At 73.3% G+C, this 21,019-nt stretch carries 15 protein-coding genes; 4 read left to right on the plus strand and 11 right to left on the minus strand.

Annotation, left to right across the window (positions count from 1 at the left end; genetic code table 11):
* Positions 1-6 precede the first annotated feature (6 nt).
* Positions 7-2,760, plus strand: coding sequence for an ATP-binding protein (locus WME96_RS19890; protein WP_437291668.1), 2,754 nt, complete (start codon positions 7-9; stop codon positions 2,758-2,760).
* A gap of 44 nt (positions 2,761-2,804) precedes the next feature.
* Entirely contained in the window at positions 2,805-3,146 is a 342-nt protein-coding gene (locus tag WME96_RS19895; RefSeq protein WP_437291669.1) for a response regulator, read from the plus strand.
* A 135-nt stretch (positions 3,147-3,281) separates the two neighbouring features.
* Here the strand turns inward: WME96_RS19895 and WME96_RS19900 are convergent, their stop codons facing one another.
* From WME96_RS19900 to WME96_RS19935, 8 genes are all read right to left on the minus strand, one after another.
* On the minus strand, positions 3,282-5,369 hold the full coding sequence (locus tag WME96_RS19900) for a hypothetical protein (protein WP_437291670.1): 2,088 nt from the start codon (positions 5,367-5,369) through the stop codon (positions 3,282-3,284).
* Positions 5,370-5,574: 205 nt separating this feature from the next.
* Positions 5,575-7,083 carry a metallophosphoesterase gene (locus tag WME96_RS19905; RefSeq protein WP_437291671.1) on the minus strand — a complete coding sequence of 503 codons (1,509 nt, stop codon included), beginning with the start codon at positions 7,081-7,083 and terminating at the stop codon, positions 5,575-5,577.
* 165 nt (positions 7,084-7,248) lie between these two features.
* Complete coding sequence (locus WME96_RS19910) at positions 7,249-8,379, minus strand: hypothetical protein (RefSeq protein WP_437291672.1); 1,131 nt, start codon at positions 8,377-8,379, stop codon at positions 7,249-7,251.
* A 166-nt stretch (positions 8,380-8,545) separates the two neighbouring features.
* Positions 8,546-9,472, minus strand: a complete 927-nt coding sequence (locus tag WME96_RS19915; protein ID WP_437291673.1) for a hypothetical protein — start codon at positions 9,470-9,472, stop codon at positions 8,546-8,548.
* Positions 9,473-9,717: 245 nt separating this feature from the next.
* The gene (locus WME96_RS19920; protein ID WP_437291674.1) at positions 9,718-11,028 is read right to left on the minus strand and encodes an RNA polymerase sigma factor; all 1,311 of its coding nucleotides are present in this window, start codon (positions 11,026-11,028) and stop codon (positions 9,718-9,720) included.
* Positions 11,029-11,203: 175 nt separating this feature from the next.
* Positions 11,204-12,091, minus strand: coding sequence for a hypothetical protein (locus tag WME96_RS19925; RefSeq protein ID WP_437291675.1), 888 nt, complete (start codon positions 12,089-12,091; stop codon positions 11,204-11,206).
* Positions 12,092-12,764: 673 nt separating this feature from the next.
* Positions 12,765-13,358, minus strand: coding sequence for a Uma2 family endonuclease (locus tag WME96_RS19930; RefSeq protein ID WP_437292333.1), 594 nt, complete (start codon positions 13,356-13,358; stop codon positions 12,765-12,767).
* A gap of 84 nt (positions 13,359-13,442) precedes the next feature.
* Positions 13,443-13,841, minus strand: coding sequence for a hypothetical protein (locus WME96_RS19935; RefSeq protein WP_437291676.1), 399 nt, complete (start codon positions 13,839-13,841; stop codon positions 13,443-13,445).
* A 221-nt stretch (positions 13,842-14,062) separates the two neighbouring features.
* Here WME96_RS19935 and WME96_RS19940 point away from each other — a divergent pair, with 221 nt between their 5' ends.
* A complete protein-coding gene (locus tag WME96_RS19940) occupies positions 14,063-14,551 on the plus strand; it encodes a type II toxin-antitoxin system RatA family toxin (RefSeq protein ID WP_437291677.1) in 489 nt (162 codons plus the stop codon).
* A gap of 49 nt (positions 14,552-14,600) precedes the next feature.
* Here WME96_RS19940 and traA read toward each other — a convergent pair whose 3' ends face one another.
* Positions 14,601-15,926 carry an outer membrane exchange protein TraA family protein gene (gene traA, locus WME96_RS19945; protein ID WP_437291678.1) on the minus strand — a complete coding sequence of 442 codons (1,326 nt, stop codon included), beginning with the start codon at positions 15,924-15,926 and terminating at the stop codon, positions 14,601-14,603.
* 206 nt (positions 15,927-16,132) lie between these two features.
* Complete coding sequence (locus tag WME96_RS19950; protein WP_437291679.1) at positions 16,133-18,979, minus strand: helix-turn-helix domain-containing protein; 2,847 nt, start codon at positions 18,977-18,979, stop codon at positions 16,133-16,135.
* Positions 18,980-19,139: 160 nt separating this feature from the next.
* On the opposite strand from WME96_RS19950, the gene WME96_RS19955 reads away from it, so the two are divergent.
* On the plus strand, positions 19,140-19,718 hold the full coding sequence (locus WME96_RS19955; protein ID WP_437291680.1) for a prolyl hydroxylase family protein: 579 nt from the start codon (positions 19,140-19,142) through the stop codon (positions 19,716-19,718).
* 4 nt (positions 19,719-19,722) lie between these two features.
* Here the strand turns inward: WME96_RS19955 and WME96_RS19960 are convergent, their stop codons facing one another.
* Entirely contained in the window at positions 19,723-20,586 is an 864-nt protein-coding gene (locus tag WME96_RS19960; RefSeq protein WP_437291681.1) for an NAD-dependent protein deacetylase, read from the minus strand.
* Positions 20,587-21,019 lie beyond the last annotated feature (433 nt).

The raw sequence follows: 21,019 nt of genomic DNA on the forward strand, positions 1-21,019 counted from the left end.
CGCGCCGTGCTCACCTATGCACCTCTCGCGATCTTCTCCCTCGACGAGCGCGGGATCATCACCCTGTTCGAGGGGCGCGGGCTCGAGGCCCTGGGGCTGAAGCCCGGCGAGCACGTGGGCTGCTCCGTGTTCCACGTGTTCGCCGCCTACCCGTGCGTCACCGAGAACGCGCGCCGTGCCCTCGAGGGGCAAGCCGTGACGACCGTCGGGCAGATGCCGGAAGGCTGGCTAGAGGCGCGCTACATCCCGCTGCGGGACTCCGCCGGCAACGTCACCGGCGCCCTCGCTACGTGCATCGATATCACCGCACAGCAGCGGGCGCTGGAGGCGCTCGACCAGCAGCAAGCGGTGCTCAAGTACGTCATCGCCAACGTCCCTCACGCCATCTTCTGGAAAGATCGCCAGGGCCGGTTTCTCGGAGGAAACCAGAACTTCCTCAACGACACCCACACCAGGGTCCTGGAGAACCTGGTGGGCAAGACCGATTTCGACGTCTGGGGCATGGGGGACGACGCGGCCGCTTTCGTGAAGATCGACCGCGAGGTCATGGACCGCGGCGTTCCGATCCTCGACATCGAGGAGTCCTTGCTCCGCCCGGACGGCCAGCGGCGGGTCCTGCTCACCAGCAAGGTGCCCATCCGCGACGAGAGCGGCCAGGTGACGGGGCTGCTCGGCATCTACGCCGACATCACCGAGCGCAAGCAGATGGAGCTCGAGCTGCACAAGGCCAAGGAGGCCGCGGACGCCGCTGCCCGCGCCAAGGGAGAGTTCCTCACGACGATGAGCCACGAGCTGCGGACGCCGCTGGCGCTGATCCTCGCGCCGCTCGCGTCGCTGCTGTCGAGCCCGGACGAGCCGCTGTCGCCGAAGGTGCGGACGCACCTGGAGCGCATTCAGCGCAGCGGGCGGCGGCTGCACCGGCTCGTCGATGACGTGCTCGACTACCAGAAGGTCGAGGCCGGCAAGATGCTGCTCGATTGGGAGGCGGTCGACGTGACGGCGCTCCTCGCCGACATGGTGGAAGAGGCTCGGCCAGCGGCGGAGCGGGGCCGCCTGGAGCTCGCGCTCCAGGTCGACCCCGCGCTCGACATGGTCCCCCTCGATCGGCGCAAATTCGAGAAGATCGCGCTCAACCTGCTGGGCAACGCGCTCAAGTTCACCCCGCCCGGGGGTCGGGTCGCGGTCGGTCTGCGGGCGCTCGACGGCGTGTTCGAGCTCTGCGTCGAGGACACCGGTCCGGGCATCCCGGCGGACAAGAGGCACCTCTTGTTCCAGAGGTTTCAACAGATCGACGCGTCGACGACGCGCAAGCACGAAGGGACCGGGATCGGGCTGTCGCTGGTCAAGGAGCTCACGGAGCTGATGGGCGGCACCCTCGGCGTGGAGAGCGAGCCCGGCGTCGGATCGCGCTTCTTCGTGCGGCTGCCGCGCGCTGCGGACCGTCGGATCGCGCCGCCGCCCCTTCACGCGCCGGAGCGGACGAGCGCGCGGGGATCGCGCGCCAGCGCGGGCGCCTTCGCCCAGCCCGAGCTGCGCGCCGCGGGCGCGAGCGGCGTCGTGAGCCGGCGGACCGAGCCCGCGCCGCGCCTGCTCGTGGTGGAAGACAACCCGGACATGCGGTCCTACATCGAGGAGATATTGCTGGCCGAGTACGAGGTCGCGCTCGCGACCAACGGCCGCGAGGCGCTCGAGGCGATCAGGGCAAGCCGGCCCGACGTCATCGTATCGGACGTGATGATGCCGGAGATGGACGGCTTCGAGCTGGTCCGCCAGCTCAAGCGCGAGCCCGAGCTCCGGTCGATCCCGATCATCCTCCTGACGGCCAGGGCGAGCCGCGCCGAGGCGGTGGGGGGGCTCGACGTCGGCGCCGATGACTACCTGAGCAAGCCGTTCGATCCGCTGGAGCTCAAGGCGCGGGTCCGCGCGGCCGAGCGCCTGCACCGCGCCTACCAGGAGCTCGAGGCGAAGAACGGCGAGCTCGCCACGACCCTGAAGAGGCTCTCGGAGACGCAGGAGGAGCTGATCCAGGCCGGCAAGATGGCGGCGATCGGAACCCTGGTCGCGGGGCTATCGCACGAGCTGAACAACCCGGTCGCCATCATCCTGATGAACGCCCAGCTCGTGCTCAAGCGGCAGCGCGACGGCCAGGGGTTGCCCGATGAGAGACTGCTGAGCAAGGTCCTGCGTACCATCGAGCAGCAGGCCCACCGCTGTTCAGACCTCACACGAGCGCTGCTCGATTATTCGCGCGGCAAGACGATCGGCCGGGAGCTGTGCGACGTGGCCGCCGCGCTCCGCCGCGCGCACGAGCTCTCCGCGCCACGGGCGTATGAGCGCGGCGTCCACCTCGAGGTGAACAGCGCCACCGCGGCGCCGCTGCCCACCGTGCTCGTGAACCCGGCGCAGCTGGACTCCGCCTTGCTCAACGTGATCGGCAATGCGATCGATGCCACCCCGCGCGGCGGCGCCGTCGAGGTAGAGGCTCACCCCGTCCCGTGCAGGGACATCGAGGGCGTGCAGTTCGAGGTGCACGACACCGGCTGTGGCATCCGCGCCGAGGACCTGGAGCGCCTCTTCGAGCCGTTCTTCACCACCAAGCCGCCAGGGCGTGGGACCGGCCTCGGGCTGGCGCTGACGCAGCGGTTCATCCAGGGAAACGGCGGCAACATCCGCGTCGAGAGCGAGCTCGGCGCGGGGACCACGGTCCGCATGTGGCTGCCCGCATCGTACGCGCAGGGTCGCAGCGAGGACGCGACGTGAACAACCCGCTGAACGAGCCTCCGGGCAGCAGGCGGCGGGTCCTGGTGATCGACGATGAGCCAGCCATCCGAGATACGCTGGATACGTTCCTCTCCTTCGAGGGGTACGAGGTCGCCACCGCGGAGAGCGGCGAAGCGGCGGTCGAGCACGCCAAGGGCGAGCAGTTCGATCTGGTGATCACCGACCTGCGGATGCCAGGCATGGGCGGCGATGAGACCCTGACCGCCCTGAAGCGGCTCCACCCGAACCTGCCGGTCATCGTGGTGACGGCCTACGCTTCCGACGAAGCCGCCGCGCGCTGCTCGAAGGAGGGAGCGTTCTGGATCGTGCGCAAGCCCGTCGACCTCGACGATCTGCTGTGCCTGGTCAAGTCTGCGGTCCGCTGAGCGCGCGCGGCCAGCAGAGGGTCTGGTCTCCTCCGGCGACGCGCTGAGCAGGAAGGGCTGGGCCGTGCAGGGCGCGCTCCGCCCGGCTGGGACGCCAGCGCGGAGCCCAGGGGGACGACCCACGCGATCGGCGCTCTAGCGCTCGATCGCGTAGATCACGCTGCCGAGCGGCATGCGCTGCATGCGCTCCTCGATCACCCCGCGCAGCCCCTTCCAGGCCCCGTCCTTCTCGACGTAGGTCTCGCGCAGGCGCAGCGCGCCCGCCTTGTCGCCGCGCGCCTTGATGCCGAGCACCGCCCTCGCGAGCGCCTCCGCGGCGGCGGGCATCTTGTCGGCCTGGATCGAGAAGCACCCCTTGTCGGTGCCGTTCGCCGCCACCTCGCCGCGGTGGAAGCCGAGCGCGCCCGCGTCGAGCAGGCTGCCGAGCTGGATCGCGGCGAGGTGGCCATAGGGCCGCGGCTCGCCGCCCGCGGTGTACATCCCCTGCCCGATCTGCCCGAACGCCCAGATCACGTCCCTCGCCTCCGACATGCGGGCGAGCGCCGGATCGAGGACGCCCTGCTGGGCGAGCCAGCCGCTGAAGAAGAGCGCGCCCGTCTGGGCCTTGAGCTCCTCGAGCATCGACGCGAGCGGGCCGCCGTAGATCTCGCTCTCCGTCTTGCCCTTCACCTTGTGGTTCTGTGTCGGGCCCAGGTTGTGAGCGGCCTCGTGCAGCACCGTGCTCAGCGTCGCGACGGGGCGCTCGAGCGAGACGCTCTCCATCGTGGCCTTGCAGAGGAGCGACGCCGTGGCCTCCCGGAGGGCGGCGCGGGCGTCGTCGTCCTGGAGGAGGTTCACCATCGCCACGGTGCGGCCGCGCCCCTCGGTCGCGACCCGGCCCCAGTTCGGCAGGCTCTGCCCCGCGGTCCCGCCGGTCGCGGCGCGCGAGTCGCCGGCGTTCACGATGACGTCGATGAAGTCGGGCAGGTGGAACGCGACCTGGCGCGCCGTGTACGGCGCGCCGGCGAGCTTCGCGAACGCCGCCTCCATGTCCGACTTCACGGGGTCGAGCTTCTTCTGCCAGGTGAGCGACTCCTGGTTGATGCGCGCGAAGCTCATGTGGAAGCCCGCCTTGCGGCTGCACGGCTCCCAGTACGTCTCGTCCGGCCCGACGCGCAGGTACCACCGCGAGTTCTCGGCGTTCATCTTCGCCCAGGGCTCGTCCGCGACCTCCCAGCGGTTGTCGAGGAACGCCTGCGCCGCCGCGAGCAGGTACGCCTTGAAGGCGGCCTCGCCCGGGCTCTGGATCGCCTCCGCCGCCGCCTTGAGCTCGCGGCTCACCGCCTCCATCTCGGGCCTGTACGCCTCGCTGTAGGGCACGGCCCTGAGGGCGCCGCCCTGCTCGACCACCGCCGTGAAGGGCGACAGGAGCGCCTGCTGGTCCCGGCGCGCCTCGAGCGTGGCGCAAAATTTCTTGTCCTGCTGGAGACGCGCCGGATACGCGCCGGTGATGCGGGGCGGGTTGCCCGGCACCGCGCTGCAGCTCGGATCGTCCCGGGTCTTGGGCTGCTCGCACCAGGGCCCCTGGTTGCGCCAGAAGAGCGCCCGGCTGGCCGGGTCGTCGGCGGGGATCTTGTCGGCCATGCCGGCGGAGCCGAGCTGCTTCGCGTGGATCTGCTCGATCAGCTCGGCGACCTTGAGCAGGTGGCCGACGATGGCCTGGTCCTCGGCGGGCGCGCCGCGGAAGTCGGACCGGAGGAGCGACGGTCGGCCGGCCGCGAGCTCCGCGAGGACGGCGTCGCGGCGGCGCTTCTCGGCGTCGTCGAGGCCGGCGCGCGGGTGCCCTTCGGCCTTGATCTTGACGATCGCGGCGTAGGCCGCGGTGAACTCGGGGGTGAACGCCCCGGACGCGACCCAGGCGGGCGCCGCGGTGTGGTGCCAGAGCGCGACCACCTCGTCGGGCTCGACGGCGCCCGAGCTGTTCCGGTCGGCGGTCCAGAAGAGCGGCAGATCGAGCTCCACGGCGATGCGGTTGAAGTCGAGCCGCGGGATCTGGTCGAAGCGCGGCCCCTGCGGCGCGGCCTGGGGGGCGGCGGGGGCCGGCGCTGCCGGGGGCGGCTCGGCCGGCGGCGGGGGGTGCGGGGCGGAGCAGGCGGCGCCCGCGACGCCCGCGGCGACGGTGGCGAGCCCGGCGAGGGCGGCGAGCGGGGCGCGGGAGGAGGCGATCGGGAGAGAAGTCTTCATGGCTGGAGCTCCGGGTGGGGCCCTCGACCTGCGGGGCGCGGGGAGGCCGGGAGGCCGGCGCGCGCGCGGAGGCGCGCCGCGAGCGCGGCCCCCCGCGGGATGTGCCGCTGCGCTGCCGGGGCGGGCGGGAGCGTAGATCAACGGCGCGCGGCACGGGCGTGTTTGTGCGCCCGGGTGGCGGCCGTGCGCCGCGGTCGCGCGCACCTCACGCGAGGGCGCGCGCGCCGGCCGCCCTGGGCAATCGTTGCCCGAAGATGCCGGCCAGGAGCTCCCCCGCGCCGTAGTAGCAGAGATAAGCGGCCAGCCCGAACTTGAGCAGCACCGCCGACGCGGGCAACGAGAGCAGGACGAGGCTGGCGAGCATCGACCCGGCGCCCACGGCGAAGAGCCACCTCGACTCCACCATGCCCTTGAGCAAGAACGACGCCGCGACGCGCAGCGCGCCGGCGACGAACGCCCAGACGCCGACGAGGATCACGAAGACCTCGACCACGTGGCCGCGACCGAGCACGAGGAGGCCGAGCAGGAGGCTCGCCACGCCGCGCGCGAGCGAGAGGAGGCGCCTGATGGGCGGCTCGCGCGACGCGCCCAGCATCGACAGGGCGCCGTCGAGCAGCGCGTACGCGGCGAAGGCGGAGACGAGCAGCCGCCACCCCGCGGACGCGCCGTGGCCGACGGAGATCGTCAGGGCGCCGGCGCCCACCGCGATCGCGAGGGCGCCTTGAGCGATGAGGATCCACCGGGAGCGCTCCGGCCGCGTCGGCTTCGGAAAGAGCGTCCTCGCGGCGGAGCGGGCCGCTGCGACCGGGTTCTTCGCCGCCGCACGGGCGCGGCCGGCCCCCGCGCCCGGGAGCACGACGGGCATCTCGCGCTCGAGGGGGCGCCCGTCCTTCCACTCGAGATAGCGGACATGGCCGTCCGGCGAGATGCGAAGAAACGAGTTGAGGGGACCGGCCCATGAGCCGCTGTTGAAGTACCAGTCACCGATACGACCTGCCTTGTGGGTGTGCCCGAGCACCGCCACGTCGTGGTCGCCCAGCTCGAGCTCTGCCCGGACCCCGACGACGTGCTCGCCGAGCCGGCCCGGGCTCTGCGCCGGCGTCAACGCCGAGCCGGGGTGCACATCGCCCCTCCCTCCGCGCTGCTTCACGTTCGCCAGGGCATGTTTCCAGATCGTCAACATCGAGTCGCCGAACTGCTCGAGGACCTCCTCCACGCTCTCGCCGCTCGTGAGGAGGGGAGAGCCGTTCTGGTCCTCGAAGATGCCGGCGAAGATGGAGAGCATGCGGCCGAAGCCGGGGTCGTTCCCCGCGTTGAACGGGTCGCTCTCGTGCCCGTGGCAGAAGCGGAATCGTTTGCCCCCGAGCTCCCGGACGAACGGCGCGCGCATGCAGGCGAAGAAGGGATGTTGGAAGAAGTCCGTGCCGGTGAAGTGCAGGAGGTCGATGTCGTGGTTGCCGGGCACGTAGACGAGCCTCAGCGCGGCGAGCTGGTCGAGGAGCGACCGTCGCTTCACGAGCAGGAGGCTGAGGTTCATCTGCCAGAGCTCGAAGAGGTCGCCGAGGATGAAGAGCTCGCCCCCCTCGCTGCCCACGTGGTCGATAAATGCGCGCAGCTCGGGCGTCTTCTTGCCTGTCTCGAAGTTGTCGCGCACGCCGCCGTCACCGAGGTGCAGATCGCTGATGACGAAGATGTCCCTGGCTGCGCCGTCCATCGCCTTGCTCCCGAGGGCCGGGCGATCTCGACACGAGACGGCCGCGTCCCCCGGGCGGGAGTCATCGCAAGCCGCGTGCCGCGACGGGGTGCAAGGGAGCGGGCTCGGGTCGAGCCGAGAGCTCCGGCTCCCTTGATCCTTGCTTCTCTTCGCTCCCTGCGAGCGCTACGCCAGACAGCAGAACGTCGATGGCGCTTCCGCCAGCAGCTCGCCGACCGGCTCACCCCCGCTCGGCGCGCAGCCGCCGGGATCCACCGCGACGACCTCCGCCGACTTGCTGCCGAGGGCGACGCCGGGCGGCGTGACGCCGCAGAACGGCGCCATGGAGCTGACGAGGTTCGATGCGACCGGCTCCGCGCACGCGCCGTCGCTGTAGACCGAGGCCATGATCGTGCACGACGCGCCTTCCAGCTCCCCGCAGGCGCACTCGGAGCAGCCGCGCGTGTCGTCGGCGCCCCCGTAGAAGACGTGCCTGTCCAGGTAAGGTTCCGCGCACGTCACGTCGCCCTCGTGGAAGACGCACGTCAGGAAGCCGCCGGACGGCGGGACTCCGGTCTGCTCCGGCGACGGCATGCAGGTGCTCCTGTCGCCAGGGCACTCGGTGTAGGCGCCGCGCAGGCAGGCGAGCGCCCGGGTCTGCCACGGATCGAGGCGTGCCGGCGGCGGGGGCTCGTCGACCCTTGGCGTGCAGGCGGCGGTCACCAGCACGGTCGGCGCCTCGACGGAAAGCCACTGCACGCACGGCTGCCCGCCGCAGTCCTGCCCCGCGGGGATCGCGTTCGCGGCGGTGCAGGCGCCGTCCCAGCCGTCGGGCGCCGCGAAGGCGGTTTCGACGGTGTCGGGGGCAGCGACGGCGCACGTCGCCGCGTGCGCCGACCACCCCAGCGGGAGCTGGCACGAGGCGGCGGCCGCGTCGGGCGGGTCGCACAGGCAGGCCGCGCAGGCGAGCGGCGCGGGCGCGAGGTCGCCGAACCCCACGTAGCCGAGGTTCGGCGCCTCGGCGGGGCAGTCCGGCGCCTGCTCCGGCGGGCCGTACCAGAGCAGCGCCGGCCCGAACCAGCCGAGGGGCGCCGGCGGAACGCAGTCGCCGGCGCAGGCGGTCTCGTCACCGCCGCCGGCACCACCGGCACCGCCGGCACCACCGGCACCACCTGTGCCCCCGTCCCCGCCTCCGCCCTCATGCCCGGTGCCTGCCTCGGGGTACGGGCACGCCGGCGAGCCGTATTCACTGGGCTGACAAGGCCCGTAGACGGTTGGATCTCCGGCGCAGCCCGCCAACAGGAGCAGCCCTGCCATCGACAAGGGGTAAATCCGCATGCAGGGCAAGCTACCGCATGCGGCTCCACGCAGACAACGATCGTTCTCCATCACGGCCGCAGCCGCCAGCAAGCTCCCCATTCCAGGTTCACACATAATTTTCTCACCAATCCTCACAACGTTGGGTCCTGTTTCGCAGGTCCGCTCAGTAGCTGGCCGTGACACCCAGCCCGAGAGCTGCTCCGAGCGGCGGCGACGTCCAGTAGAGTGGTGGTGGCGTTACGGCAGGGTCGACATGGCGCCTGAGCACCGCGTCTTCAGCGATCCAGATCGCCTCGGCGTGGCCATTCACTGACCACCTGTCCGAGAGCCGCCACGCGCAGCCAAGCCGGATCCCTACCCCGACCAGGGCCTTGCTGCGTAGACGCATGTTCCACGGGTCTTCGGGGACGAACCGGACAGCGCCGAGCGTCGCAAGTCCGCAGCCAAACAGGTGACGGCCGCGGAGGCAGCCCACGGTGGTTGCCGTGAAGGCCGTCATCCCCAGGGGCAACCCCTCGACCTCTTTCGCCAGCGAGACGAGCCCCCGAGCCTCCAGAGCCACCGACCAGTCGGACCAGTGCACGCCGACGGCGAGGGTCGTCCCGGTCGCCACCCCCGGCGTGATCCCCAGTCCCACGATCGCCCCGAGCCCCACCACGAAGCGCCACGGCCCGGATGGATCTGCCTTCGACGGCTCACCCGAAGAGGTGGATGGCTCCGGCGCGGCCGGGCGAGGTGGCTCCGGAACAGCTCGGCCCACTTGCTCGGGCGCATCGCGCGTCGCCTGCGCGGGCGGCGGAGCCTGGGGCGGCTCCCGCGGAGCCTGCGCGGGCCCGCGCGATGAAGGCTCGGCCGGCGAAGGCTCGGCCGGCGCCCGCTCCGGCGCGCGCAGGAGCTGCGTCGCGATGGCGAGACCCACGCCGGCGACGAGCACCTCGCAGGCGCTGGTGGTGGTCAGCCCGTCGGCCCACCGGGTGTGCCCTTGCCCGTCGCGCAGCGCCAGCGACGCCACGAGCTCGGCCCCCTGGCGCTCGATCCTGACCGAGACCACGAGCGGAGCGTCGTCCCGGAAGGGGTCGGCGCCGGCCACCCGCGCCACCTCCGCGCGCAGAAGCGAAGCGTCAGGACAGCGTTCGGCACCTCTCCCGCGCACGTAGTCGAGCCGTGCCGCGCTCGGACGGAGCTCCGCCTCCGCGTGAGCCTCCGCTGCGCGGAGGAGACACGCGGCGCCGAGGACGGCGGCGGCGGCGAACGTCCCGCGCCGGGCGGCGCGGAGCGGGCCGAGGACGCAGCGCGCAGGCCGCGCGTGCCGAGCCCGCCCTTGGTGCGCTCCTTTCATCGCGACGGCTCTTCTCTCGCCGCGCCCTTCACGGAGCCCGCGAGTCGCACCTGCGCGAGCTCCCGGAGCCGCTCGCGCACAGATCGGAGCCGGCCGCTCGGGAACCGCTGCTCATGAAGCGCGATCTGCCGGAGCGCTGCGGCGGTGTCGCCCGCGGAGAGCGCCGCCTGCGCCGCGTCGAGCAGCCGGTATTCCTCTGCGAACGAGTCCACCCGCGCGCCTGCCGGCGGCGCTGGACGCGCCGCGACGTCGCGCCGGGGCGTCGCGTCGGGAGCCGGCGAGACGGGCTGCGCCGCCGGCATCTCCTGCGGCGTCGCCTCGATTGACGCGCTCCGTACCGCGGAAAGCGCCGTCACCGCGGCCAGCGCCGTCGCACGTGGGCCGAAGCGATCGGCCCACGGCGGCCGCGGCGGCGCGAGCGCAAGCAGCAAGGCCAGGGTGCCTCCAGCGCCCACCGCGCTCCAGCCGAGGGCGCGCCCCACCTCGCCCAGCCAGGGGCGCACACGCTCGGTCCCCCTGGGCGCAGGCGCGGGCGGCGACGACGCAGGCGGCGACGACGCAGGCGGCGACGACGCAGGCGGCGACGATGCAGGCGGCGACGACGCAGGCGGCGACGACGCAGGCAGCGCCCGCTCAGCCGGTGCCGCAGGAGTCCTCGTCTCACGCGACGCGGGGTCGATCGTTCCGGCCCCCTCGCGCACCAGGAGCTCCGATGCCAGCGGCAATCCGAGCCAGCACCCGCGCAGCGCGTCTCGCTGCTCCGGGCGCAGCCGCTTGACGGCGGTGCGGTAGTCCTCGCGGGCGAGGCGCAGCCGGTTGGTGGCGGTGTTGTAGTTGATGCCGAGCTCCCGCGCGATCTCGACCAGCGGCACCTCGTACGCCTCGTGCAGGACCAGGAGGAGCCGCCGCTCCGGGGTCAGCGTCCAGAGCACATCGATAATGAGCTTCAGCCGCTCTCGCTCCACGGCGCGCTGCTCGCTGAGCGGCGCAGGGTCGACGGCCTCGGAGCACGACGCCGGCAGCAGGCCGTGCAGCACCTCGCGGCGGCGATAAGCGCGCTCCAGGTAATGGCTGACCTTCCGCCACGCGATCCCGAACACCCATCGCTCTTCGACGCTGCGGTGCTGGCGCCGGGCGCCCCAGCGCGTGGGATCGCCGGCCTCGCCGGCCTCGCTCCGGGGCGGGGACCAGGTGGGGTCGAACCGATCCAGGCTCTGGTACGCAGCAAGGAGGACCTCCTGGAGGAGGTCGTCGATGTCGGCCTCGGCCACCCCCAGAAGCCTGAAGGTGCCGGGGAGGATTTCCACTGCGGCTGTATGAAGGGCGTTCCAGGTGCGGTCGCGGGAAGTGCCGGCGGGGGACGAGACAGGTGCGCTCATATCCCCTTAGTTACGGGGGGCGCTCCGGACCCGTTTGTGTTCCGCGCCGCGCGTGCGTCGGCGGACGCGCACGGCGCGGTCGGCGCGGTCGGCGACGGACCGCCTACGGAGAGAGCGGGATGGGGGCTTGCTCGCCCGCGCCGCCGCTGGTGTCCTCGTCCGCGTCTTCGTCGACGGCCTCCTCTGCCTCCCCCTCCTCGCCCGCGTCCTTGGCGGCGGCGCTCGACAGGCGCGACATGAGCTTCGGGGTCACGTCCTCGAACGCGTCGCCGTGGAAGTAATAGGCGATCTTCCGGAGATCCGCGTAACGCCGGACCAGGAGGGTCCAGAGCCGGTCGCGCATCTTCTCGGCCTCGCCACGCTGTCTTGTCGCAGGGCGGCGGGCGCCCTCGGGGGTGAGGGTGTCGAGCAGCCATTCGCTGGCTTCCCGGAGCTGATCGAACTCCTCCCGGGTGAAGGGGTGCTTTCCGCGGAGCGCGTCCGCGTGCTCCTCGTACAGGTGGGCCAGCGCCATCCCGTCGCTGGCCAGGTCGTACTTGCCGCTGCCGGCCCGGATCTCGGCCACGACGTCCTTCGGCAGGAGCCCGCGCTTCGCCAGGGTCTCGGCGAGCGTGAGCATCGGCTCGCGCAGCTCGGTCACGACCTTCAGCTTCGCCTCGATCTCACCGGAGCTCGCGGGCTTCGCCGTGACGCGCGTGGCGGCGAAGACCAGGGCGCGGCCGAGGTCCGGCAGCGCGAGGACATCGTCGAGCGGCAGTTCGGGCAGCGCTCGCCGGATGCGCGCCGGATCGGCGCAGGCGGCCTGGACGCCGCGCTTCACGTTGGCGAAGGCGATCCGCACGTCCGCGCGACAGACCTCGACCTCGCGCTCCGGGAGCTCCGCGGCCAGCGGGGCAAAGCGCTTGTAGCAGGCGTGGTAGGTGGTTGTTGCCGTGGGAGCCGCCGTGGGTGACTTCCCGGTGTGTTGTTGTTTGGTTCTGGCTTTGGCCATTCCGGGAACGTAGATCCAGGCGAACGCGACGGTGGGCTACACCAGCGCCGGATGTGTGCTCGGAGAAGCGCAGGATCTCGACGAGAGGGCGGTGGGGCTGCGCTGGGACGCGCGCCCGCTGGCGGGGGAGCCCGGGGCGGATATGGATGGGGTCACGTAGTGTCATTTTGCAGGCCGATCTGTAAACGGCGGGACACACGTAGTGTCATTTCGCAGCCCTATCTGTAAACGGCGGGACACACGTAGCGTCACGCGGCAGGCCCTGCGGCAGACGATCGGACACGCGCAGCGCCGCCTGGCACGAAACTGACGCGGTGAAATCGTCCGCGTATCCTCCGCTGGCGCGCCGTCCGGCGTCTGAGATGCGCCAGCGACATGGGCATGTGAGGCATCGTACGTGACGAGCGATGCAGGGTGGAGGGCGCGGTCATGAGGTCCTTTCGTCGGGTCCACCCGCTCATCCCGCGAGGAGGCCCGGGCGTTACAACCACGCGCACTTTCCGGATCGAGCACAACCGCTTCCCTCACCGGACGCGAATCTAGCTTCGAGAGGGCTCCCGGCCCGCTGCCGCACCTCCCATCCTTGCCGCCACGGCCCCGATACCACCGCCGGACAAGCTTCAGCGCACTCGAGGCCCGGCCGACGTTGAGGAGCCCGTGACGCTCCGTTCGGTTACGCCTGCGCTCCAGGCGGCGCTTGCGCGAGCGGGTCTCGGTAAACCTCGTCCACGAGCAGGGTGCACCCGATCGCCTCCAGGAGCGCCCCCTCTCCGGCACGGGCCTCCCGGAGCGTCCACGAGCCATCCTCGTTGCGATGGAAGACCTCGATGCGCGGCTCGTGCTGCCAGACGAGCACGTACTCGCAGAGCGAGGGGATGAGCCGGTAGTGCGCGAACTTCTGCCCGCGATCGTAGGCCTCTGTGCTGTCGGAGAGGATCTCGACCAGGACGACCGGGTTGAGCGCTGCGTCCTTGTCCTCGAGATCGCGCTCCAGCCTCCCGCACACAACGCTGACGTCGGGATACGTGGACAGCCCAGTCGCGTTCACCCGGACGCGTAGATCGGAGGAGTAGACCGCGCAGGGACGCCCGCGGAGTTGCGCCCGGAGCTCGGCGCCGACGCTCGCGGACAGACGCGCGTGCTCGGGCGTTCCCCCGGCGATCGCGATGGTCTCGCCGTTCAGGAACTCGTGCTTCGTCGGGCTCGCCCGCTCCTGCTCGAGGTACTCGGCATGGGTAGTGAGGATCTTGCGCGCCGGCTCCTTCATCGGTCCGGCGGAGCATGCCACGCCCGCTCCTCGCAGAGCCAACGGTGGCCATCCTTCGGGACGCCCGGTACGGCCCGCCTCAGCTCACTTCGGCCGCGTGGCCTCCATCGAGGCGCGCTGCGCCGCCTCCTCCTGCCGCCGCTGCGCCTCGAGCACGGCATAGCCCGCCGCGGCCCCGGCCGACGCGCGGCTCTGGGGCTGCGCGGCCGGCGCCGCTGCGGGCGGGGGCGCCGCGGCCGGCGGCGGCACGGGATAAGCGGCGGCCGGCGCCTGGACAGGCTCGCACACGCAACCCGCCACGCCGCGGTCGACGAGCACGAACGCGGACATCCGCATCCCGAGCTCATAACAGGAGCTGGCACAGTGGGTCGGCCCGCGCTCGGCGTGCTCGAGCTCCGCTGCCGTCTGATATCCCCGGTTGCAGCCGCCCAGCGCGAGGGCGCTCACGGCCATGAAAGCGAAACCCAGAGCCGATCGATCCATGACCGGCGAGCTACATGGGTCCTCGATAGACGTCAACGAACCGACATGCACCGCGCCGGCGGGAGGCGCGCGAGCGCTCAGCGCGTGCAGCGCGTGAGCGCCCCCGCCCGTCTCCGGAGCAGCCCGAGCCACGCTGGACGCGCGGCCTCGCCGGCCTGAAGCGAGCCCGCTGCGCGGAGGGCGCTCGCCACCGCGCTCCTCGCCGTCCTATCCTGGCCGCCATGCCCACCATCCAGAGCACCGCCGAGATCGACGCCGCCTCCGACGAGCTCTTCGCGCTGGGCCAGGATTACGATCTCCGGCTCGAGTGGGACCCGTTCCTCCGCGAGATGCGCTATCGCGACGGCGCGACCGAGCCCGCGGTCGGCGTGCGGGTGTGGGTGCGGGCGAAGAACGGGCTGTCGATGGAGGCCCGGTACATCACGATGAACCCGCCGGAGCAGGTGGCCATCACCATGACCGAGGGGCCGCCGATCTTCCGCCAGTTCTCGGGCGCGTGGCTCTTCAAGGCGCTGTCGACGCGGCGGACGCGCGTCACCTTCCGCTACAACTTCACGGCGCGACCGCGGGTCCTCGCCCCGGTGCTGGAGCCGGTGATGGCAGCCGTGCTGAAGCGCGATATCGAGAAGCGCCTCGCCGGGCTCAAGCAGAGCGCCGAGACGACGGACATCCTGCAGCGCCTCCCGCGGCGCCCTCCGGTCACCGCCTGATCGGTGATCGGTGATCGGCGGGCGCCCCCTCGCTCAGCTCCGCCGCAGCTCAGCGCGATGCTCGCTCCCCGGACACGCCCGATCGCGCGGATGCTCGCTGCCGCCAGCGCGCGAACGCGATCCCGAGACCCGCGAGCGCGAGGGCGATCCCGCCGTCGCTCTGGTCCGGGATGCCGGCCCGGCACGTGCAGCCTCCCCCCTCGGGGTACGCCGGGCCCGGCCCGGGCGTCGCGTCCCCGCCTGCGCCGCCGGCGCCGCCTGCCCCGCCCCCGCCGCCTGCCCCGCCCTCGCCGGGCTCGGACGGCGGCGCGACACACGCGTGCGCGTCGAGGTCGCAGACCTTTCCGGCCTTGCAGTCCGCGTCGCTCGCGCACGCAACGCACGCCGGCGTGCCGTCCACCAGGGCACAGCGCGGCGCCTGGGCGGAGCAAGGCTGGCAGGAAGGCCCGCAGAAGGCGGCGGTCACGCACGGCTCGCACAGCGCGGCGCTGTTGCAGTAGGCGCCCGGACCGCAGCCGTTGTTTCCTGCCAGGCCGACGAACTCACGACCGCACTGCGCACAGGAGTCCTCGTCCGGCAGCGAGTCGCCGCCCGACAAGGCCTGATGGAACGACGCCGGCCCGACGAGCGTGAAGCCGGACTCCGCGAGGCTCACGCTGCCGGGTGCGTTGGCGCCTAGCTCGAAATCCTCGAACTCGCCGACCAGGACAGACATCTCGAGAGCGGAGTGCTCGACGATCGCGACATAAACGATCTCGATCGGGTACAGGCCCTCTCGGGCGAACGTGACGGAGTTCGTCAGGCGCCAGCTCGGCAAGCCGAGCTCCGTCGGCCGCACCACCACCGGATACGCGGCCTGCTCGGCGTCGTGGATCACGACGGCCACGGCGTCGTCGGCGTAAAAGCCGAAGTGGAGCGGCTGATCGACGTGCTCGGGCGGCACGGCCAGATAGCCGCGCAGGCGCATGCCGAACGCGGTGCTGGGGTCGTTCTCGACGAAGTCGCACCCCCCTGCCGGGCAGCCGGCGACAGCGTCGCGAAAGTCGCCGAAGCTCATCTGGAGCCCGGTCTCGTTGTTGTTCGAGAGATCGAGCGGCGTCCGCACCACGAAGCTCGCGAGGTCGGGCTGCCCATCGTCGATGAAGGCGTTGACCCCGTCGATGAAGTCCTCGCTGTCCAGGAGGCCAAAGTCCTCCAATGGGTCGGACGAGAGGCGGTACGCGCCGCACAAGCCGTTGCCCTCGGTCGCGGGCAGGGGCGCCACCGGATCCCCGGTGATGGCGACAGGCGCGGCCAGCGCTGAGCCTGATGCGCCCAGCGCGAGCGAGAGGGCGATGGCGGACGAGGTGGTGCGGGAGGAAGATCGGCAGAACATGGAGGCTCCGTTCGAAGTAAGGGAGTGCGACCGAGGCAGCCGTTCGCGGAAGCTGCGCGGGCGCTGATCGACGTCACCTGACGGCGACAGCGAGAGGGTACACAGGCGCCCTCACCTCCGACGACGAGAGCACGAAAGTGGGAGGAGGCAGCGCCGCGCGCTCCGGCCGCCGCGCTCGCGCACGGCACGCAACGCGCTCGCTCCCCTCACCCGAGCCGGGCCAGCGCCTCGCGGGACGCGTCCGCCCGCGGATGCCGCAGGCGCTCCCTCAGCGCCGCCGCCTCGGCGAGCAGCTCGCGCCCGCGCGGCGCGTCGCCGCACCTCGCCGCGGCGACGCCCGCCCAGTGCAGCGCGTCCGCCCGCGCCCACGCGTCCTCGCCGGCCCAGGCGACGGCCGCCCCGGCGAGCACCGCCGCGGCCGCCCCATCCCGCCCGCCGCCCGCATCCCGCGCGTCGCCGCGACGCTGCCCGTCCCCACCCCGCCCGCCGTCCGCGCCGCGCCCGAGCGCGCACCGCGCGGCGAGCGTCGCGAGCCGCGCGCGGAACGGCCCGAACCCGCACGTCTCCGCGACGTGCAGCCCCTCCAGCGCCTGCCGCGCGCCCTCGTCGTGCCGCCCGCGCGCGAGCGCGATCCGGGCCGCGAGCTCGTGGCATCGCAGCGCGACCTCCACCTCGCCCGTCGCCGAGGCCCAGCGCCGCGCCTCGCCGAGGTGCGACTCGGCGGCCGCGACGCTGCCACCACCGTCGCCGCTTTCGCCGCCTTCGCCGCCTTCGCCGTCGAGCAGCGCCAGCCCGAGCAGCGTATGGCCGTGCGCCACGTGCCCTTCCCAGCCGCGCCGCCGGCACGCGGCGATGTTCTGCGCCGTGGCCTCGCGCGCCTTCTCCCGGCGCCCGAGCGCGAGGTCGTGCTCCGACTCCCAGAGCCCGCGGCGCGCGAACGGCGCGTCGCCCATCGACCGGAGCCGCGCGAAGCGCTCGGCCGCCGCGTCGACCTCGCCGAGGTCGTGCAGCACCGCGCCGAGCAGCGCCAGCGCGCGCACGGCGTGGGCGCGATCCGCGCCGCGATCCGCGACCTCCGCCGAGCGCTCGACAAGCCGGCGCGCCCCGGCGAGATCGCCGCGCAGCCGCCGCGTGTACGCCAGCGTGCGCAGGCCGGTCGCGAGCGGCGCCGGGTCGGCGAGCGCCTCGGCGGCCTCGTTGTGCGCCTCGTAGCAGGCGCAGGCGAACGCGAGATCGCCGAGCGCGCCCGCGTAGAGCCCCGCGTCGTACGCGAGCGCCGCCCGCACGCGCGCGGGCAGCGACGCCGGCATGCCCCCGGGATCGTCGCCGCCGGCGAACGCGCGCAGGATGCGGGCGCCGCGCGCCATGTCGCCGAGCTTGAGCCCGAGGTACGCGAAGCCCCCGAGGCCGATGGAGTAGATGTCGTACGCCTCGCCCGCGCGCCCGGCCCCGAGCAGCTCCACGATCACCGCCTCGTGCGCGTCGAGCGCGGGGCGCTCCCGCGGCGGCCGGCGCGGCGCCTCGTCGAGGCGCGGCGCCGGCGCGGCGCCCCCCGCGGCGTGGACGCGCTCCGGCGTCACGCCGAGCAGCGCCTTGAAGTGCTGCCGCACGAACGGGTGCGTCGAGTAGCAGACCTCGCCCTGCCGCGCCGCGAACACGAGCCCCAGCCGCTCGAGCCGGGCGAGCCCGCGCGCGAGCTCCGCGGCGCCCCACCCGGCCATGGCGCCCGCGATCTCGCCGCCGGCCCGGGCGAGCTGGAGCAGCGCCGCCTCGCCCGCGCCGCCCGGGAACACCGACAGGCGCGCGAGCAGGTCCCGCTCGCCCGGCGGGAGCGCGCGCGCGTAGGCCGACAGCACCGAGCTCAGGCGGCGGGCGAGCGCGTCGTCGCGCTCGGCCTCGTCGAGCTGCGCCGCGGCGAGCCGCCCCGCGTCGCCGCCGAGGAACGCGCCCACGTACGAGCCGACCACCGCGACCGAGAGGGCGTGGCCACCCGTCCGGTCGAGCAGCGCGCGCAGCGCGCCGTCGTCGCCGCGGATCCCCCAGCGCCGCAGCAGCGACGCGGCGTCGTCCGGGGACAGCGACGCCGGCCGGATCGCGGCGAGCCCGCCGTCGGCCCACGCGGCGAGATCCGCGAGCTCGAACCGCGACGTGACGAGCGCGCGCGCGCCGCCGAGCCCGGCCGCGATCGCGCAGAGCAGCCGCCGGAGGAGCGCGTCGCGGAGCTCGCCGTGCGCGCGCCCGGCGCTCCCGTCGGCCTGCACGGTCTCGAGCCCGTCGAGCACGAGCAGGTGGGGCGGCCCCTGCCCCAGCGCCGCCCTGAGCCGCGCGAGCTGCTCGCCGGGCGACGCCGGCGCCGGCGGCGCGGAAGTGCCGGAGCCGCCCGCGCCCGGCGCGAAGTAGGCCGCCGCCTGGTCCAGGAACGCCTCGGTCCTGGGATCGTCGTAGAAGCTCCAGACGAGCACCCCGCCAGGCCGCGGGGCGTCGCCGAGGCCCTGGAGGAAGCGCTCGGCGATCGCGGTCTTGCCCGCCCCGCCGACGCCGAGGAGCGCGACGACCCGCGGCTCGGGCGGCGAGGCGTCGGCCCACGCGGCGAGCCGATCGAGGATCTCCGCGCGCCCGACGAAGTGCCGCGCGCGCTGGAGCGTGTGCGCGTGCAGCGGGCGCCACGCCGGGACGCCTCCCTGCGGACCCGCTGGGGCGGCGGCCGGCGGCCTCTCCTCCGCCGCGGCCGCAGGCGCCTCCGCCGCGGCCGCAGGCGCCTCCGCCGGCGCGCCTCCGGCGTCGCCGACGAGCAGCTCCGCCTCGGCGATGCCCAGCTCGGCGCTGAGCCGCTCGAGGATGCGCCGCCGCGACGGGCTCCGGACCGAGAAGCCGAGCCGCGGATCGTTGACCGCGCCCGACTCGTAGCGGCGGTAGGTCCGCACATCGACGCCGATCGACGCGGCGACCTGCTCCTGCGTGAGGTCGAGCTCGAGCCGCGCCCTCTGGAGGAGCGTGTGGTTGAAACGGACCGCGGGCTCCGCGCCGCGCCCCGCCCTGGGGACCTGTGCCATCGCTGCGACCGATCGATGATCGGCGACGCCGCGCCCTCCTGTCCACCGCGCTGCCCTGCCCCCTGCCCGGCTCCCGCGCCTCACCCGGATCCTGCGCGCTGCCCGGTCGTGCCCGGTCCCGCCCTTCCGGATCCGGCCCGCGCGGACGCATGGTCCACGCATGAGCACGATGCACGCCGCACGACCCGCCGCCCAGCGAACCGCTCACGCCGATGACCTCCGCGTCTTCACGGTGACGGACCTCCTGTCGCCCGAGGAATGCGCCGGCTTCATCCGCCTCGCCGAGTCGCGCGGCTTCGAGCAGGCGCCGATCGGCGGCACGAACGTCGTCAACCTCGAGGTGCGCAACAACGGCCGCGTCCTCCTCGACGACCCGGCGCTCGCCGTCGGCCTCTGGGAGCGGCTCGCGCCGTGGACGCCGCCCCTCTGGGGCGTCCACCACGCCGTCGGGCTGAACGAGCGCTTCCGCTACTACCGGTACACGGAGGGCGAGTACTTCAACTGGCACGGCGACGGGTCGTTCGTGCGATCGGAGATCGAGCGGAGCCTGTTCACCGCGATGATCTACCTGAACGACGACTTCGAGGGCGGCACCACCGACTTCTGGGGCGCCCGCGGCATCACCCCGCAGCGCGGGATGGCCCTCGTGTTCGAGCACCGGCGGCTCCACCGGGGCGCCGCCGTGACGCGCGGGCGCAAGTACGTGCTCCGCACCGACGTCATGTACCGGCGCGGCTGATCCCTCACCGCGGCCAGGGCGCGCCCGCCAGCGCCTCGGCGAGGCGCGGCAGCACGTCGCCGGCGCGCGCCTCGATCTTCAGCGCGCCGAGCTCCTCGCCGCGCGCCGACCCGAGGTTGACCATGGCGATCGGGATCCCCCGCTGCGCGGCGCGCAGCACGAAGCGGTAGCCCGAGAAGACCGCCAGCGAGGAGCCCACGACGAGGAGCGCGTCCGCCGCGTCGACGAGCGCGAACGCCTCGTCCACGATCGGCCGCGCCACGTTCTCGCCGAAGAAGACGACGCGCGGCTTGAGCGGCCCGTCGCAGCGGAGGCACGGCGGCGCCTGGAAGCCGGCGACGCGCTCGGCCGGCAGATCGGCGTCGCCGTCGGGCGCGAGGTCGGCCGCGAGGCGCAGCCAGCCGGGGTTCCGCGCGAGGAGCCGCTCCTGCAGCGCGGCGCGCGCCTCCAGGGCGCCGCACGCGAGGCAGGCGACCTCGGAGAGCGTCCCGTGCAGCTCGATCACGCGCCGGCTCCCCGCGGCCTGGTGCAGGCCGTCGACGTTCTGCGTGATCAGGCCGTGGAGCAGCCCGTCGTGCTCGAGCCGCGCCAGGGCGCGGTGCGCCGGGTTGGGCTCGGCCCGGGAGAACCGCTCCCAGCCGAGCACCGCGCGCGCCCAGTAGCGCTGCCGGATCTCGGCCGAGCGCGAGAACTCCCGCCCCTGGATCGGGTTGCGCGCGCGGCGCCGCGTCTCGGGCCCGCGGTAATCCGGGATGCCCGACTCGGTGCTGCACCCGGCGCCCGTCAGCGCCACCAGCCGCTTGCCGCGCAGGAGCGCGATGAGGTCGTCGAGCGGTCCGGCGGCGGCGAGCGCTTCGCTGAGCGGCATACGCCCCGTTGTGGCGCGCCCCGCACGCCGTCGCCAGCCAGGCGAGATGCCCCCGACAGACCTGCGCCTTGAAACCCTTGACGGACCTCTCTGAACGTGCCATAGGTTACTTGAAACTGATTTTCTTTATCAGTTAGCAGCGGCCCGCGACTCGACGTCCAGCGCCCGATGACCCGAGCCCACGTGGCTCTCGAAGCCCATCGGAGCTGGATGTGACGACGAGCCCATTTCGACGGTCGAGTCGACACAGCGCCTCGGCGCCCTCGGCAGGGCGCGCGCGGGCGCCGGCGGCCGCGCGTCGTCTCGACGCCGCGGCGGCGCCCACGCGGCCGTTCCCGCCGCGGGCGCTGCGGCGCGACGGCGCCGGGAGCGCGGCCGAGCGTCGATTCATGCGCTGGAGACGCGCCCTTGTCGCGCCCGCCGCGATCGGAAG

The organism is Sorangium sp. So ce406 (assembly GCF_051474675.1).
Classification (GTDB): Bacteria; Myxococcota_A; Polyangia; order Polyangiales; family Polyangiaceae; genus Sorangium; species Sorangium cellulosum_G.

Excerpts from the sequence above, each read along its gene's own strand:
- WME96_RS19900 (WP_437291670.1), bottom strand. The coding sequence starts at position 5,369 with ATGAAGACTTCTCTCCCGATCGCCTCCTCCCGCGCCCCGCTCGCCGCC.
- WME96_RS19905 (WP_437291671.1), bottom strand. The coding sequence starts at position 7,083 with ATGGACGGCGCAGCCAGGGACATCTTCGTCATCAGCGATCTGCACCTC.
- WME96_RS19910 (WP_437291672.1), bottom strand. The coding sequence starts at position 8,379 with ATGGCAGGGCTGCTCCTGTTGGCGGGCTGCGCCGGAGATCCAACCGTC.
- WME96_RS19925 (WP_437291675.1), bottom strand. The coding sequence starts at position 12,091 with ATGGCCAAAGCCAGAACCAAACAACAACACACCGGGAAGTCACCCACG.
- WME96_RS19930 (WP_437292333.1), bottom strand. The coding sequence starts at position 13,358 with ATGAAGGAGCCGGCGCGCAAGATCCTCACTACCCATGCCGAGTACCTC.
- WME96_RS19935 (WP_437291676.1), bottom strand. The coding sequence starts at position 13,841 with ATGGATCGATCGGCTCTGGGTTTCGCTTTCATGGCCGTGAGCGCCCTC.
- WME96_RS19940 (WP_437291677.1), top strand. The coding sequence starts at position 14,063 with ATGCCCACCATCCAGAGCACCGCCGAGATCGACGCCGCCTCCGACGAG.
- traA (WP_437291678.1), bottom strand. The coding sequence starts at position 15,926 with ATGTTCTGCCGATCTTCCTCCCGCACCACCTCGTCCGCCATCGCCCTC.
- WME96_RS19950 (WP_437291679.1), bottom strand. The coding sequence starts at position 18,979 with ATGGCACAGGTCCCCAGGGCGGGGCGCGGCGCGGAGCCCGCGGTCCGT.
- WME96_RS19955 (WP_437291680.1), top strand. The coding sequence starts at position 19,140 with ATGAGCACGATGCACGCCGCACGACCCGCCGCCCAGCGAACCGCTCAC.
- WME96_RS19960 (WP_437291681.1), bottom strand. The coding sequence starts at position 20,586 with ATGCCGCTCAGCGAAGCGCTCGCCGCCGCCGGACCGCTCGACGACCTC.